Here is a 17083-nt window from a genome sequence, read left to right as displayed (position 1 = left end):
CCTCGGGTTGGCGTACGGGTATCTCCTCGAACCGCATACCCAACTGGATCTTCATGAGCTCGACTTCGTCGTCGAAACGCTCGGCGGGCAGCCGGACGACGTAGCGCGGACGGGGCTGCGTCCGCTCGGCGATATCCGCGCGTCGCTGTCCCGGATAGGAATAGGTATTGTTCAGGGCCTCGGCCAGGCGTGCCCTGTAGTGGCGGCCCCACGGCGTGTGCCTCGGTTCGGCGCCGTAGGGCGTGTCGGTCTCGTGGCCCCAGCCGGGAAGCAGCTCCCGACCGGCGTTCTGGACCGTTACGCGGAGCAAGCCGTCGGTGCCGGCGAACAGGGCCAGCCTTCTATCCGCGTAGGCGTTCCAATCGTCGGGCAGTTCGTCGGCCGGCCCGCGCCAGTCACCGGCGAATCCGCCGCCCGGAGCCTCGGCGAAAATGGGCACTGGTGACTCGTCCAGCCGGGGTGCGGCCTCGGACGGATCGGGGATCTGCCACACCTGCTCCCCTATTTGGCCGATGTGCAGGGAGAAGTACTCATCGAAGACCGGGTCGCGCCATCGACTGCTGGCAATGGATGAATCGGCCGTGGACGAAACCTCGATCCGCTGGTACCCCTTGCCGGCCATGTGGCGCAGCAGGCGGTCGACGTTGTCGTCGAAGCCCTCCGCCGGCACGCCGACGACATGCCGCAGGGTCACCCGCGTCCGGGCCGCGATGTGCTGCCACGCCCAGGCCTTCCCGGCCCGGTCGATGTTGCCCGCCAACCGCCACTTGTACATCACCGTCGGCTCGACCGTGGTCTCCCAGCCCAGAAGCGGCCTCGCACCGCCCATGACGAGATCGGCGGCGATCCGCCCGCTATGCCGGGCCGCGTTCTCCACGGTCTCAACGGCGAAGGTGTTCCATTCCTTGGTCAGCTGCGGCGGATCATCGGGAGCCCGCCACCGTTCGCGACCGAGATGCCGGGCGAGCCATCCACGTACCGTGTGCGCACGCTGGATAGCCGCGACCTCCGCGGGACTCTGCTGATACGGCGGCACCGCAAGCTCGGGCAGCTTGGCGCCATCCGCGTCGCCCTCGGTGCCGCCGTCCTCAGCGCTGCCGTCCCCAGCCTTGGGAGCGTCTTCGACCTGGATCAGGTCGGGGAGCCGCGGCACGGGCTGCTCGCCGCCCTCGGTCACCCGGACGAAGTACACATCGAACTCGTCACGACTCGGTCCGTCGCGCCAGCGGAAAGCCCGCAGCGACGAGTCGGGCTCCGGCAGGCGCACCGTCCGCTGTTCGAAACTCCACCCGTTCAGGTGGGCTACCATGCGATCGACATCGGCGTCGAAGGTCTCGTCGGGCACGGCGATGACATGGCGCGCGCGGACCGGCGTCCGGCCGGCGACCTCTCTCCACTTGTCCGGGTCGGCCCTCCTGATGGCCGCCGACAACCGCCTGTTGTAGTCGCGCAGCGGCTCCAGGGAACGATCCTCGGTCCCGGGAAGCGATTCCAGCTCTCGATCGTTCTTGCTGATCGCGAAGCGAACCCAGTCATCGGTCGCCGTGGCGCTGTCCCACCGGTCCTTCGCGTACGCGATCTGCTCGTCGGTCAGCCCGAACCTGCCATCGGACCAGCCTTGGCGCTCCGCATCGAACTCGACGAGATTCTCGTTGTCGGCCGACAGGCGCGTCCGCGGCCCCTTGGCCTCGACCGGTTCCGGCGAGCCCAGCGGATCCGTCGACACCGCAGGCTCGGGCAGCTTGCGGCCATCCGCGTCGCCCTCGGTGCCGCCGTCCTCGGTGCCGCCGGCCCCGGCCGCGCCATCCTCAGCCCTGGAAGCGTCTTCGGCCTCGATCAGGTCCGGGAGCCGCGGCACGGACTGCTCACCGCCCTCGGTCACCCGGACGAAGTACACGTCGAACTCGTCACGGGTCGGCGTGTCGCGCCAGCGGTAGGCCCGCAACGACGGGTCGGGCTCCGGCAGCCGCACCGTTCGCTGCTCGAACCTCCACCCGTTCAGGTGGGCGACCATGCGATCGACATCGGCGTCGAAGGTCTCCTCGGGCACGGCGATGACGTGACGCGCCCGGACCGGCGTCCGACTGGCGATCGACTTCCACTTGTCCGGGTCGGCTCCCTTGATGGCCGCCGACAACCGTTTCTTGTAGTCGCGCAGCGATTCCTGGGTACGATGCTCGGTCCCGGGTAGCGGTCCTAGCTCTCGATCGTTCTTGCCGATCGCGAGGCGAACCCAATCATCGGTCGCCTTGGCGCTGTTCCACCGCTTCTCGGCGTATGCGATCTGGTCGTCGCTCAGCCCGTACCTGCCATCGGACCAGCGTTGGCCATCGAACTCGTTGTCGCTCTCGTCGGCGCTCGGCTCGGGCGACTCGTGCGAACCCCGTTCCTCGAGCTCGACCGGTTCCGGGATCGCCGACACTTTCTCGTCGCCCCGGACGAAGTGCACATCGAATTCCTGCTCGAGCTCCGGGTAGCTCCAACGGGTACTCCAGATCGGCGAATCACCCTCGGGCTCGCGCACCCGGATCTGGTCGAACCCGCCGTGCACGGCGAGTTCGATCTCCATGCGACGGACGTTGTCCGTGAAGTCCTCCGCGGGCAGCCGGACGACGTACCGCAGTCGGGAAGGCGGTGGCTCATGCTCGACTGAATTGAGGCCTGAGAACCGCTCCAACAAGTTCGGACCGCGTCGGAAATTCGTACGCCACCCGTACGCCTGCGGCGACTCGACCGTGTAGGCCTCGGACTCCGGAAGCAGCTCCATCATGTGGCTGGACTGGATGACCAGGCGAACCCAACTGTCGGTGCCGCCCGAGCTCGCCACCACCCGTCTCGCATCCCGCATCATGCCTCGGGGCAACCGGGAGTCCTTATCAGCGGGGTCGCCCCACTCGCCGACCCGACCGCCACCGCGGAAAGTGCTGCGGGGATTCCGCACGGGCTTCCCGTCCGGCTCGACCTCGACCAGGTCGGGAACCCTCAGCACGAAGTCTCCTCGGCGGGCGAAGTGTAGGTCGAACGTCTGGCCGTCCCTGCCGATCCAGCGAGTGCTCACGATGGAGGAGTCGTCCACGGCGCGCACCGATACCCGCGTGTACCCGAAGGTCCACAGCTTCGTCTCGATACCGTGGGTCGCTTCGTCGAACCCGTCGGCGGGCACGCCGACGACGAATCGCACGGCTTTCCGCGTGCGCAGGGCACCCTCGTTCCACGGCCGCCCCGGCTCGGCATTCTTGATCGACTCGACCAACCTGTCCCGGAACGCCCGCTCCGGCTCCACCGTCGCGGTCCAGTCCGGAAGCAGTCCGGCACCATGCATTGCCGTGGCGAGGACCACCTCACCCAGCGCATCGGCGGCGGAGAAGGGACCAAGCATCTCGACCATGTAGTCGACGAAAGCGTTCTGTTCGGCGGTCAGCTCGCGATCGTGAAGGCCCCACCATTGGGGAGCGTTCGATCTCGCGCGGGCCCGGAGCATGGCAGCGAAGCCCCGCGGGTTCCTCGCGACCTCGATCTCGGTGGATGCCGGCGGGTTGGCCGACTCTGGCTCCGGCGCCGGTTCGCTTGGCAACGCCTCCACTTCCGCGCCACGGCCGACGAGACCATGCTCCTCGCCTGCACGCGGCGAGTCGCCGTCTGACCCCCCCGGCTCGCCGTCCGGCACCCCCGGTTGGTCGTCCGGCACCCCCGGTTTGTCGTCCGGCACCCCCGGTTCGCCGATCGACCCCTCGGGCTCGCCGACCGACGCGCTCGGCGAGCCATCCTCGGCGCCACGACCGGCGGACCCGCGCCCCTGGCCGGCACGCGGCGAGTCGGCGTGTGACGCCTCCGGCTCGCCGTCCGGCACCCCTAGCTCGCCGTCCGGAACCTCCGGCTCATCGACCGACGCGCTCGGCTCGCGATCCTTCGCACCATCACCGGCGGGACCATGCCCCTGGCCGGCACGCGGCGAGTCGTCGTCCGACGCCTCCGGCTCATCGGCCGACTCGCTCGGCTCGCCGTCCCGGCGCTCCCGCTCGTCATTCCGCGGTTGGCCGGCCTCCGGCTCGGGTCGGGGCCCGGTGGGATCCGAGACACCGTCGCCCGGCAACTCATCATCGCCCGGCAACTCATCATCGCCCGGCAACTCATCATCGCCCGGCAACTCATCATCGCCCGGCAACTCATCATCGTGCGGGAACTCATGGTCAGGGAAGTCGCCGAATTCCGGCAGGCCACCGTCCCGGAACCTACCGCGTCCTGTGTCATTGACGATGTCGAGGTTGAAGACCAACCCGGACTCCGGGTCGCGCAGGCGGGCTCGCACGAGCAGGCGACCATCCATCGCCTGGTGTACCCGGAGCGGCTTGTATCCCCAGTGCCTGACCATGGTGGCCAACACGCCGAGAGCCTTGAGATCGAACCGCTCGGTGGGCACCTCGACGACATAGCGCATGCCGACGCTCGTGCGCGCCGCCACGTCCTGCCATGAACGATCCGGTTCGGCATCATCCGGCGAAGCCGGGTGCCGGGCTCGGTCTACCCCGATGGCCGCGGCCAGGCGCCTCCGGTAGTCATCCGACGCCTCGATCGTGTGTTCCAAGGAGGAGTAAGGCACATACCCACCGCTGGACCTGAGCGCCTCGATGACGTTGGCGTTGAGCTGGCTGGCGTCGTCGAGCCTCGCCTGGGCGTACAGCTCCTGCTCGTCGGTGAGCTCATTCGAGCCGACCGACCAGTCCCACCGCAAGGTCATCGCATCGAGGGACAACTCACCGGCATCGGCGGCCCCCGGTGCGGTCGCGCGCCTCCCTTCCGGCGGAATCTCGGCCTCGATCAGCGCCGGAAGCTCCGAGACGACCGTCCCGCGTCGAGCTATGAACAGGTCGAAGACCTGGCCCGTCGGCCGGTGCCGCCATCGACTGGAGTGGACGACGCCGTCCCCCTCATCGGCGATCGCTACCGCGACCTGCTGGTAATCCTCGTGCTCGCCCAGCCGTTCCAGCACCCGGCGCCGGGCGATCTCGTAGTACTCGGCCCAAACCTCGACGGCGTAGCGCTGCGACACCTTCGTCTCATCGACGACGGTCTCCCACGGCAATCCCGGTTCGGCATCCGCGATCGCCGCCGCCGCGCGCTGGCCATAGTCCTCCTCCGACTCCACCGCCTGCTCCCGGCCGGGGATCGGCTCGGCGCCGGCATCCCGAAGGATCGAGGTGAGCTCGTCATCGATGCGACCCGCGGCGGTCAGCTTGTCGCTGACGTAACTCTGCTGATCGTCGTCCAACCCGAGCTGGAGCGGCTCGACGGATCTGTCCGCGCCACGGTCCTCGACCAACTCCGGGAGGTCCCGCCCAGAGTCTCCAAGACGCAGGGCGTGCACCTCGAAGTCCTGACCGCTGATCGGGTCGCGCCAGCGGGTACCGATCGTCGGCCCCTCGCCCTCCCCGGGCCGCACCGGGACCTCCTCGTACCGCCCGGCCAGGTGGTCTCTGAGGCGCCGATAGTTGTCCTCGAAATCCTCCCTGGGCAGTTCGGCGACGTACTTCAGCATGACCTTTCGGTCATCAAGGATGTCGTTCCACGAGCGGTCCGGTGCCTCGGCTCGGAACGCCTCCACCAAACGCGCTCGGTAATCGTCGCGGGTCTCCAGCACGTGGGGCTGCCACACGGATACGGTTCCGCCACCGCGCTCGATCGACTTAATGAATCTCCCGCTGAGGGAGGTGTTGGCCCGCTTCCATGCCAGCTGGGCATCCCGGTCGGCCTGGCTCAGATCGACCAGCTCCGGGTGGGCGGGCAGGCGCGCGCCGTCCGGGGCAAAGTGCACGTCGAACCCTTCGCCGGTGACCCGGTTGCGCAGCCGCACGAAGGCGAACGGCCCGCCGGCCTCCCGCGGCCGTACCGGTACCGGCTCGTACCCCGGCGCCAGGGACGACAGCCGCCCCAGCATGCGCTCGACGTGCCCCGGGTAGCCCTCGGCCGGCAGCCGGACCACGTACTCCAGGCGGGCCGGTGTCTGTCTCACGACGTCTTCCAGCGACACGTGCGACGGGATCGTCCGGGTCGCCGCATCGACGCGCCGACGATAGTCGACCGGTGACTCCACGTTCCGCTCGACCAACTCTCCGCCGTCGGAGAGTAGGGCGGTGACTTTCGCGTCGGTCTCGACGCGGGTACGCATCACCACGTCCGCGTACCGCTCGTACTCTCGTGGATCGGCCAGCTCCGGAATCACCGATGCCGGCTCGCCGTCCGGAATCCAGTGCATATCGAAGATCGCGCCGGTCGAGCCGTCACGCACCCGAGCGCTGAAGGCGGACGTCGATGTACCTCGCCGGGAACGCGTCGGTATCCACGAGTATCCGGAGCCCGAGAGGTTGTTCAGCATCCGCTCCGCGGTCTCGAACAGAGCGTGGGAAGGCGGCGTCCGGATGATGTACCGCGACCGGACGTAGGTCTTGACGGCAACGTCATCCCACGGCTCGTCGGGCGCACGGTCGATCGCGTCGGCCACCCGGCCGCGGTACTCATCCGGCGGCTCCAGCTGCACGTCCAGGCCCGAAACCTGCGCCGTGCTGGCTTCCCGGACGGCCGAGGCGAACCGTGACGCAACGTCGACGGTGTCATCCAACGCCCTTTCGGCGAACCTTGCCTGCGGCCCGGTCAGCGTCCGGCCGGCAGCCGACCAGCCGGACTCCTCCACGTACTCGCCGCCCGGAGCCTCACCACCGCTCGACGGGCGTTCCGACCCGGCCTCGTCGACCAGGACCCGAACCCGGGGCACGGAGTCCGCGCTCGAGAAGTGCACCTCGAACACCTGACCGGTCTCGAGGTGACGCCACAGGGTACCGACGGTGGGCAGGTCGTCGTCTCCGAAACGGGTCTCGAGCTGCTCGAATCCCGCCCCACCCAGCTGCCGGCGCAGCTCGCGGACGCTGCCCTCGAACCCCTCCGCGGACAGTCGAACGACATACCGCAGGTCCACACGGATCTCAGCCGCAGCCTCCCGCCACGACTCCTCCCCGACGCCTTCGACGGCTTCCGCCAGGCGCCCCAGGTAATCGCCCGGGTTCTCCATCGTCCGGCGCCAGCCGGGCATCAGCTCCCCGGCGCCGCGTTCGATGACGGACTTGATCTGGTCATCGAGGTGCTCGGCGCCGTCCAACATCTCGCCGGCGTACCCGGCCCGCTCGGGGGTCAGCTCACCCCGGTCACCGGACCAGCCCCAATCGCCCAGCACGCCACCGCCGGGGAAGTAGCTGTGGCGCTCGTAGGCCAACCGGCCGTCCGGGGCGACGTCCAGCAGACCCGGAACCTCCCCCACGGGGTCTCCCCGTTTGGCCAAGTGCACGTCGAAGAGCTGCCGGGTCTCTCGGTCGCGGAAACGGAAACTCAACACGGACCAGTGGCCGTCCGGCTCCCCGGGAAGCCCAAGGCGGCGAACCTGCCTCGTCGGTACCGACTCGAAGTCCCACTCGGTCAGGCTCGCGAGCAGGTTGCCGGCGTGTTCATCGAAGCGGTCGGCCGGCACGTCGACGACGTACCTCATCGCGACGCCGGTCCTCCCGACGGTCCGTTCCCACGCCCGACCGGCATTGTCGGCGCTCTCGGACAACCGCTGCCGGAAAAGGCTGTCGGGCTCGACGGTGCGCTCCCAGCGGGGTACCAGACGGGCGCCGCCCAACGTGAGTGCCATGCGGACCCGGGGGTCGACTGCGGCGGCGGTCTCCAGCCGCTCGGGCACGCGCGGGTCCGTATCGACGTCCAACCGCTCCGGCCCGCGCGGCTCGACGCCGTCCGACCCGACGCCATTCGGGTCGCTCCCGTTCGGGTCCCTGCCGTTCTGGTCGCTGCCGTTCGGGTGGACGCCGTCCGGCTCCGGTACCCCTGGCGCGGCTTCTTCCGGCTGAGTGCTGTGCGATTCGAGCGCCTGGTTGCCGTCCGGATCGACCCCGTCGGAGTCCGCCGTGGCCGACCCATCCTCCGGAGCCTGCTCCCCTTCCTCCTCGAAGGGCACGTCGATGATGTCCCCGTCGTCAGGCCCGTCGGCGACGTCCCCATCGTCAGGCAGGCCGATGAAGTCGTCGTAGGAGACCTCGATGACTTCCTCATCGTCGGGCACGTCGGTGACGTCCCCTCCGTCGGGCACCTCCGCGACGTCCCCTCCGTCGGGCTCGGTGACGTCCCCTCCATCAGGAGCGTCGGTGGTGTCCCCTTCGTGCGGCACTTCGGTGGCGTCCAGTGGCGGCACGGCCGTCTCGCCCGTGGCCTCTCGCCACAGGTCGGCCTCCCAGGGGGAGGGATCCGACCCGGGCGTCCGGCGCGGCTGGTTGTACACCTCCGGTAGGTCCAGGGCGGACTCGCCCCTCGGCACCAGGTGCAGATCGAAGACGTCGCCGTTGCGCCCGCGCCAGCGGCTACCCCAGACGCGGAAATCTCCCCCGCGGTTGAGCGCCGGCATCTGCTCGTAGTCCAGGCCGCGAAGGTGCTCGATGACGCGCTGCTGGGCGCGTTCGAGGTTCTCGGAGTCCACGGCGGCCACGTACTTCAGGGCCGGCGTATCGTCGGCGATGCCCTCCAGGGTCTGGTCCCGGGCGGCCGTGCTGAACGAGTCGAGGAAACCCGCCCTGAACTCATCCTCCGGCACCGACGGATCGGAGACCAGCTCCGCGCCGCCCTCCTGGATGTGCCCGCCGATCTCCGTCGCCGAGGCCGCTGCCTTCTCGAACAACGAATCGGCGTACTCGCCGGCCGCGCGCTCATCACGCAGCTCCGGAAGCTCACCCCGCAGGCCACCCTCATAGACGGCGTGAAGGTCGAAGACCTGCCCGGTCCCCAGATCCCGGAGCCGAACGCTGACCGATTCCTCCGGCCACTGTCCCCCTTCGCGGCGTACCGGTATCCACTCGTACCTGTGCGGATCCCCGGCGAGCAGGCTCTCCCACAGGCGCCCGACGTTCCGCTTGAAACCCACGAATGGCAGTTCGACGACGTACCGCATCGCCAGCGGCGTCTCGTCGGCCACTTCCCGCCACGGCCGGGTTGAGCCGGCGGCGCGGATCGCCTCGTTCAGGCGCCCACGGAAGGCCGCCGGCGGCTCGATCGCGTCTTCCCGGCCGGGCTGCAGTGTGCCACCGGCGCCCCGGACCGCGGCGAGGACGTGGGCGTGAACGTTGGCGGCGGCCTCGATTCGTTCGTCGGCGTAGATGTCGTGGCCTACGGTCAGCCGATCCCCGCCACCGGACGACCCCGGATCGACCAGCGACGCACCTTCCGACTCGCTCCCGTCGGCCTCGACCAGCGTCGGAAGGTCCAGCCGGGACGCGTGGGCCGCGTCGCTGACGAAGAACACATCCATGTCCTGCTGGGTCGGTCCGTCACGCCACCGAGTCGCCGTGACCTGCCGGTTGCCCTCCGGCTGGCGCACCTCCACCTGTTCGAAGCCCCACTGGTCCAGGTGCCGTTTCATGCCGTCGACGTCAAGCTCGAAGGTGTCGGCGGGCACCCGGATCACATACCGCAGGCGGACGGGAACCCCCTTGGCGATTTCTTCCCACGTCCGGCCCTGCCGGGCCTCCTCAGTCGCGCTGTCCAGGCGCTGCCCGGCGTCCTCCAGCGCGCTGGCCAGGCGCTGCCGGTAGCCATCCGGCGACTCGATCGTGTCGTGTTCCCAGTCGGGGTGCAGTCCCAGGCTCCTGCCGTTCCCGATCGATCGGAATCTGTCGATGGCCAACTGCATCCATTTGTCGGTGGCGGAGACGTCTTCCAGCTTCCGCTCGGTATGCGCGAACTGCTCGTCGGACAGCCCGTAGCGCTCGTCGGTCGGACCCTGATCCGCGTCTCCCCGGGCCTCCGGCGAGCCACCGCCCACTCCGTGCGCGGCCTCGCGCCTCGGCGCCCCGTCCGGCTCTACCTCGGTGAGACCGGAGATCCCCGACAGGGTCCTATCGCCCGGAACGATATGCAGGTCGAATGCCTGGCCGCTCACAGAATCGACCCAGCGCGTCGCCCTCGTGCGCACCTCGCCCTCGGGCTCACGCACCTCGACCTGGTCGAACCCGCCGGCCGTGCCGAGACCGAGTTCCACGTGGGCGACGTTGGACGCGAAGTCATCAACGGACACGCGCACGACAAATCTCAGGCGAGGCTTCTCGTTCGGCCCGAGTCCGTCGGTCTCGCCGGCCAGGCGCGCCGCGTAGGCGTCCCGCGACTCCACCAGGTGGTCTTCCCATTCGGGGACAAGCTCTCCCCCGTTGGACTCGACGACCGAGCGGATCCAGCCGGCGGTAGCGGAGGCCGACCTCATCGCCTGATCGAGGTGTTCCCTCTGCTCGTCGTTGAGCCGGGACTCGGCATCTGACCCGCCCCACTCGCCCAACAAGCCGCCGCCCCGCGGCTCCCCCACAATCGACCCGTCCGGCTCGACATCGACCAGGTCTGGCAGCTCCCGCACGAAGTCGCCCGGCCGGGCGAAGTGCACGTCGAACACGCGCCAGGACTTCGGATCCCGAAATCGGGAACCCGAGGTGATCCAGTCACCGTCCACGGCACGTACCAGACGCGACTGGTACCCGAGCCGAGTCAACCGATAACGGGCCGAATCCACTTGCGCGTCGAACCTGTCGGCGGGTAGCCGGACGACGTATCGCATGGCTCGCCGCGTCCCGGCGACGACCGCCGTCCACGGCTTATCCGGCGCTTTCGCTATCGCCTCCGCCACCCGCTGCTTGTAGACGTGCTCCGGCTCGACCGTGACCTGCCAGTCATCGAGCAGCTGGATAGCCCGGTTATCGCGCATCAGCCCGGCGAAATCACGGACGGTCCCATCGAGATTGGCAATGGCGATCTGGTCCGCCGCCAACTGGCGATCGACGTACTCCTCCTGGTCCGGAGTCAGGCTCGGCTGCTCGAACTGGTCTACGGATGAAGGTCTGGACTCGCCGACCTCGACCGGCCGCCCCTCGTGGTCAACCGCCAAGGGCTCGATCGCCGTGCCAGCCGCCCCGAACTCACCACCCTCGGTCAGCGGGTCGGCGAGCTCACTCAACGACTCATGCGCGCCGTCGGCGTCTAGACTCGGCAACCCCTCGAAGTCGCCCTCCCCATACGCATCCCCGTATGCGCCAAGCGCCTCCAACAATCCACCAACCGACTCATCCAACTCATCCCCACGACGACCCGCCGCAACATCACCCACCACATCGTTTGCCGACACCTCAATCCGACCAAGCCGCCAATACTGATCCCGAACCGCGGGATCAGAAAGCCGACCAAGCAAACCCGCCTTAATCTCCGCGACCCGCCCCAACACCTGATCCGCCAACTCCGCACCAGACACCCACCGCGGGTCAACGTCATCAGCGGCCGGCGCACCACCCGAACCGTCTGGAAGCGACCCACCACTCTGTACGCCCTGAGGTTCCAGCGGCTCCGCAGGACCACCACCCTCATCAGCCAGACCAGAGTCACCACGACCAGCCTCACCACTCGGCTCCGCCAACCCATCGGTCAGGTCGCTCGACGACCTCAGACGCCCCGACCCTTCGCCCTGGCCGATCCCCTCACCCGACCTCGACGGACCCGGCTCTTCCGCCTCCCGCCGCTGCTCAGGCTGCGACGCAACACCATCCTCGGCCAGCGGCCGCTCCTCCACGACCGGCCCCACCGGCTCCGACGCCCCGCCACCCAACTCATGCCCATCATCGGCACGCAGACCCGGCAACCCCTCGAAGTCGCCCTCCCCATACGCATCCCCGTATGCGCCAAGCACCTCCAACAACCCGCCAACTGACTCATCCCCGCGACGACCCGCCGCAACATCACCCACCACATCATTCGCCGACACCTCAATCCGACCAAGCCGCCAATACTGATCCCGAACCGCGGGATCAGAAAGCCGACCAAGCAAACCCGCCTTAACCTCCGCGACCCGCCCCAACACCCAATCCGCCAACTCCGCACCAGACACCCACCGCGGGTCAACGTCACCAACAGCAGGCACATCACCCGAACCATCGGAACGCGACCCACCAATCGACTCACTCAGCCGCTCCAGCGGCTCCGCAGGACCACCACCCTCATCAGCCGGACCAGAGTCACCACGACCAGCCCGCTCCTCGCCCGAATCATCGGGACGCGGCCGACGCGCCTGCCTCTTCAGACGATCCAGCGAATCCCCGGAACCCCCCTCACCACCCAAACCGGAGTCACCACGACCAACCCCACCACTCGAATCCGTCAACCCGTCAGCCACATCACCCAACGACGCCGGACGCTCCGACCCGTCTCCGCCAGCTAGACCCAGCAAACCCTCAAAGTCGCGCTCCCCATACAGACGCCCATAATCACCGAGCACCCCCGACAACCCACGAACCGACTCCTCCACCTCAACACCAGGACGACCAGCCCTAACCTCACCCGCCAAACCATCAGCCCACGCCTCAACCTGACCAAGCAACTCCCACTGATCCCGAACCCCAGAATCAGACAACCGACCAAGCAAACCCACCTTGATCTCCGCGACCCGCCCCAACACGCCATCCGCCAACTCCGCACCAGACACCCGCCCCACATCTCCGCCAGCCGCCGGCACGTCACCCGAGTCATCCGAACGCGACCTACCACTCTGCACGTCCTGACGCTCGAGCGAATGACCGAAACCGCCCTCACCACCCAAGCCGGAGTCACCACGACCAACCCCACCATCCGGCTCCGCCAACCCACCAGCGACATCACCCAACGACACCAAACGCTCCGCCGGCTCCCCCGGACCGACCTCTTCACCCGACCCCGATGGATCCGGCTCCTGCGTCTCCCGGCTCGCCTCGGGTTGCGAAGAGAATCCGCCGCTGGCGGGCTCCGAGTTCTCCGCCACCGGCGGGAACGATGGATCGGCCGAGCTCAACGGATCCTCGTCGCCCGGATGCGGCGTGAACATGCTCGACCAGATCCCGAAGTCATACTCCCCGAACTGGTTGCTGTAGCCCTCTAGCACTTCACCCAGTCGACGGACCCCGTCCAGCACGCCCCGCAGGTCGCCGCTCGGCCAATTGTGAGTGACCAGATCGGCCAGGTCAGCGGCTTGCTTGTCCACCACGTCCGAAGCGTCGAGTTGGTCCGGCGCGCCCTCCTCGGCTATTCGACCAGCCAGACCGCCCTTCACTTGAGCGACCCGCATTCGAATCTGCTGGGAAAGCTCCCATGCCGTTTGCAGCCGCAGCGGCTGCCAGTTCGTCGGGCGGTCGCTCATCTGCTCGGGGCCGACGCCGAATCGCCGGGCGTAACGCTCGCTGAACGGGCCAACAAGGGTACCTTGCATGCGCTCGGCGTCAGCGGACCCGATGATGGCTCGCAAGGTTCGCCCGAGAACCGCAGCCGTTTGCAACTCGGGCGTCGTCGACAGCAGATCCCTGGTACCGAGGACGTCCTCCGCTCTGCCCCAGAACGCTAAGTTATCGTCGAAATACAGATGCATCAGGTCTTCTTGCAGCTCGAGCTCGTTCTCAAAGTCGAGTTCGGTGTAGGACTTGAGTAGCCGAGAGTCGGTTGACGATCCGATCAGGCTGCGGAGGACCTCGGTTTGCAAAACAAACGCATCCCACTCCTCGCCGAAAAGGAGCTCCCCTTTCATCCGGGCCGCGTCCCCGGTCGAGATTTCTCCCATCACGCACTGGTCGTCGATCGCATTTGCGATCGGGCGCCGGTCCGACTGCAGCACGTGGACGTAGCCCTCGTGCATCAGTGTTCCGATCACCGATCCGATCGATCGGGACCCGCTGTAGTCGTCCGGTGCCATCAGGATGACGTTGTCTGGCCAGATATGAGTGCCGAGCGGTTCCTCTTCAAACTCATGCCAGACGGTGTCTCGAAGACTACTGGGCACGAGCAATCGCGAGATCGAATTCTCGTCTAGAGGGATCAGCCGGTCGGTGAGCCGTAGGACGTGGTCTTCAAGCCTCGACGTGAGCAGCGCTTCAAGCTCCGGACCAGTCCTTTCCCCGAAGACTGAGGCCAGCGTTTCCTCGAACTGAGAGCCGAGCACTTTGCGAAACGCGGAGACGAGCGCTTCGGGGCCCTTCAAAACAAGAATCGCTCGGGTGAACGGGTCGAGTTCCCCAGTCTGGGGGTCGACGCTCAACCCACGTGTGGCCACTTCGATCGTGCCCAGAGGATCGACCTCGTTGAGGTCCTCCGGGAACCGATCGTTGTGATCGCGGATTTCCATGCTTAGTTCACGGAGGCGACGTATCAGCGGGCGCAGCTCGCCATCCCGCCGGGCCAGCTCAACATCCCTGAGAATCCCGTCGACCAGCCGGCCGATGCGGTCCAGGCCATCGATCCTCGATGGGTCGGCGTCGACGTCGCCCGCGAGCCGACTCCTTGCCTGCTGGACCTGGCGCTGAAGCTCTGCTGGCAGATCGGCGCTGGCCCCCGTCACCACGCTGGGCTCTGGAGGCTCCTCGTCGCCCTCCTCCATCGCGAACTGCGTCTCATCGCGCTCGGGGTCGTCGTAAGAATCGTCGCCCGGCTGCTCTCCTCGACCCCACTCGTGTGCTCGCTGCGCCCTGATGAGAACGGGGTCGGTGGAGACACCGTCCGGGTCCGGAAGATCGCTGATGATCGTCGCAAAGGCCGCGTCGACGGCTTCCTGATCGAGATCCGGCGGCATGTCCGGCAGCGCGAGCTCTTCGGCGAGGAGTTCGTCGGGGCGTATCGGTGGGGCGGGGTGCACCGGACCGGGTGGCAAAGCCTCGTCGTCGGGACCCTCGACGCCGCGATGCTCAGGGTGCGGACCGACGGAATCGCCGTCCGTGGTCGGCGGCCGCTCGCCGTCGACCGTCCGGCCCGGCTCCGGCCGCTCGGGCCCGAAACTCGAATCGTTCGACCATTCAGAGTCGGGACGAGAAGTCTCCGGGTGCGACGTCTCCGGACGAGAGACCTCCGGGCGCGTGGCCTCCGGGTGCGACGTTTCGAGGTGCGAGGCGTCCTGTTCCGACGCCCGCGAATGCTCCTGTCCGGTGGACGGGTCGTGCTCCGCCGAGGAACCGGCGTGCTCCGAGGGTGTCTCGGCATGGGCGTGCGCCGGCTCCGGATCCGTGGGCTCTGGATCCGGGTGGGCTCTCGCTAGGCTCCCGTCAGGCGCAACGGCGCGGTCGTGCCGCGTCGAGGTATCCGCCGACGCCTCGTCCGGGTGCGCCGCCGCCTCGTCCGGACCTGCCGCCGTCGCGTCCCGGCCCGCCGTCTGCTCGTCCGGACGTGCACCGCTCCTGGGCTCCACTGTGGACCGCTTAGTATCGGACGATGTCCCCTCGCGGGTGGACGCTCCGTTGCGGGCGGTCGATCCGTCGCGAGTAGCGGTCGCTCCGTCGCGGGTAGTGGGCGCATCGCCGCGAGTAGGTGTCCGGGCGCCCGCGGACGTCCCCTCGTCTTGCGCGACGAGATCGAGCGACCTCTGCTGCCCCAGTTGCGTCTGGGCGCTCAGGTTCAGCATCTCGCTCGTCGAGGGGAGGCCGGAGTCGGCCGCCATCAGGTTGGTGTCGGAACCCGGCTCCGGCGACCTCGGGACCTCGGCACCGGTCGCCTCCGGTGGCGGTAGTTCTCCCCTGCCCGGCATCGGCTCGCCCGCACGCGCATCGAGCAGGCGCTCGGCCCTGTCTGCGATCATGCGGGTGCCCAGCATGCCGGGCCCGTGCTGGGCTCCGCCCATCGCGCCGAAACCGGCGGCGCCGACCATGCTCTTCAACCACTCGACGTGCACGCCGGCGGCCTGCTCGACGGCGTTCACCGCGGCGGTTCCGGCGGTCATCGACGCAATCTGGCCGACCACCCCGTGGCCCACCAGGTTGCCCAACGGGCCGCCGACCGCACCCATGGCTATCGCGGACCCGGTCTCCTCGAGCAGGGAGACGATGTTCAGCTCCGGGTGGTGCCCCTGCAGCGCCTCCAGCAGGTCGGTGCCCAGCGTCGTCGCGCCCTGGAACGCGGCGAAGCCGATCGCTCCCTGGATGGCGGACGGTAGCGTCTTGGCGAGCAGGTCCTTGCCGACGAACTTCCAGACCTCACCGGCGCTCTGGCTGCTGAGCGCCTCCAGCGCCTCGCGGTAGGCCGCGCGCTTCATCACCTGGGCGGCGACCCGGGAGGCGGCGCGGCCGCCGAGGGCCGAGCCGATGCTGTGCTCCGCGGTCACCCTGCCGAGCATGTCGCGCAGGCCGCCCTTGGCGACCCCTTCGGCCGCGTGCTCCGCGATCGAGCGGGCCGCCAGCCGGTCACCTATCCACTTGAGCGGCAGTTTCCGCCCGAGGTTCTGGATGGCCTCGTCGGCCGCGTCTCCGGCGACGTGACTCAACGCGTTCGAGGCAGCGTCCTCACCGGCATCGGCCAACGCCTTCGTGGCCGCGTCCTCACCGAGGTCGGTCAACGCCTTCGTGGCCGCGTCCCCACCGAAATCGGCCAACGCCTTCGAGGCCGCGTGCTCGCCGACATCGGCCAGCTGCTTGGCCCCGGCGCTCAACACTGTGCGGTCACCGAGGAACTTCGAGAAGTCGGCCAGCTCCCCGACGAACTTCTTACTGAGCAGCTTCCCCAACAGCTGCCGGGACGTCACCAGGAAGCTTTCCCGACAGGCCTCCTCCGCGGCCGGGGCGGCCAGCGTGGACAGTCCAAAGGTGGTGATGGCGGTCATCGCGATGGTGTAGATGGCCCACGCCAGCATGGCGAGATTCAGCGCGAACTCGCACAACGCCGTCTCGATCGCGACGCCGGCGTTCTCCACGACATCCGCTATACCGGAGAAGCCGCCGATGGCCTTGGAGAACTCCGTCTGAACCTCGGGCCAGTACTCGGCGAACTGCTCTGCTGCTGTGCCGGTCCACGATTCGACGATCGGCGAACTCATGGTGGCGAGCTGCTGCGCGCGGTCGGCGAGGGTCTCGCTCGCCTTGATGTAGAGGTCGGCCAGCTCGTACAGCTTGCCCGAGCTGCCCTGCGGCTTGTTCAGCAACCAGCTGTTGACCTCGCCGGCCAGGCGCGCGCTGATCTTTCCGATCCAGTCGAGGACCGGCCCGATCAGCTGATCGAAATCGTCACCACCTCCAGCCAC

Annotated in this window: 1 protein-coding gene (running past one end of the window); it reads right to left on the bottom strand. The window is 68.3% G+C overall.

The annotated features are described in order from the left end of the window. Positions 1 to 17083: the start of an adenosine deaminase gene (gene add / locus ABEA87_RS19970; protein ID WP_345631593.1), read on the bottom strand. The gene continues 37445 nt to the left of window position 1, outside the view; 17083 of the gene's 54528 nt are visible here — the first part of the coding sequence; it begins with the start codon at positions 17081 to 17083; its stop codon lies off the left edge, out of view.

The organism is Rugosimonospora acidiphila (genome assembly GCF_039543385.1).
Lineage (GTDB): Bacteria > Actinomycetota > Actinomycetes > Mycobacteriales > Micromonosporaceae > Rugosimonospora > Rugosimonospora acidiphila.
Note: the sequence above shows the minus strand (reverse complement) of the source record. Positions and strands in the feature narration are given on the sequence as shown.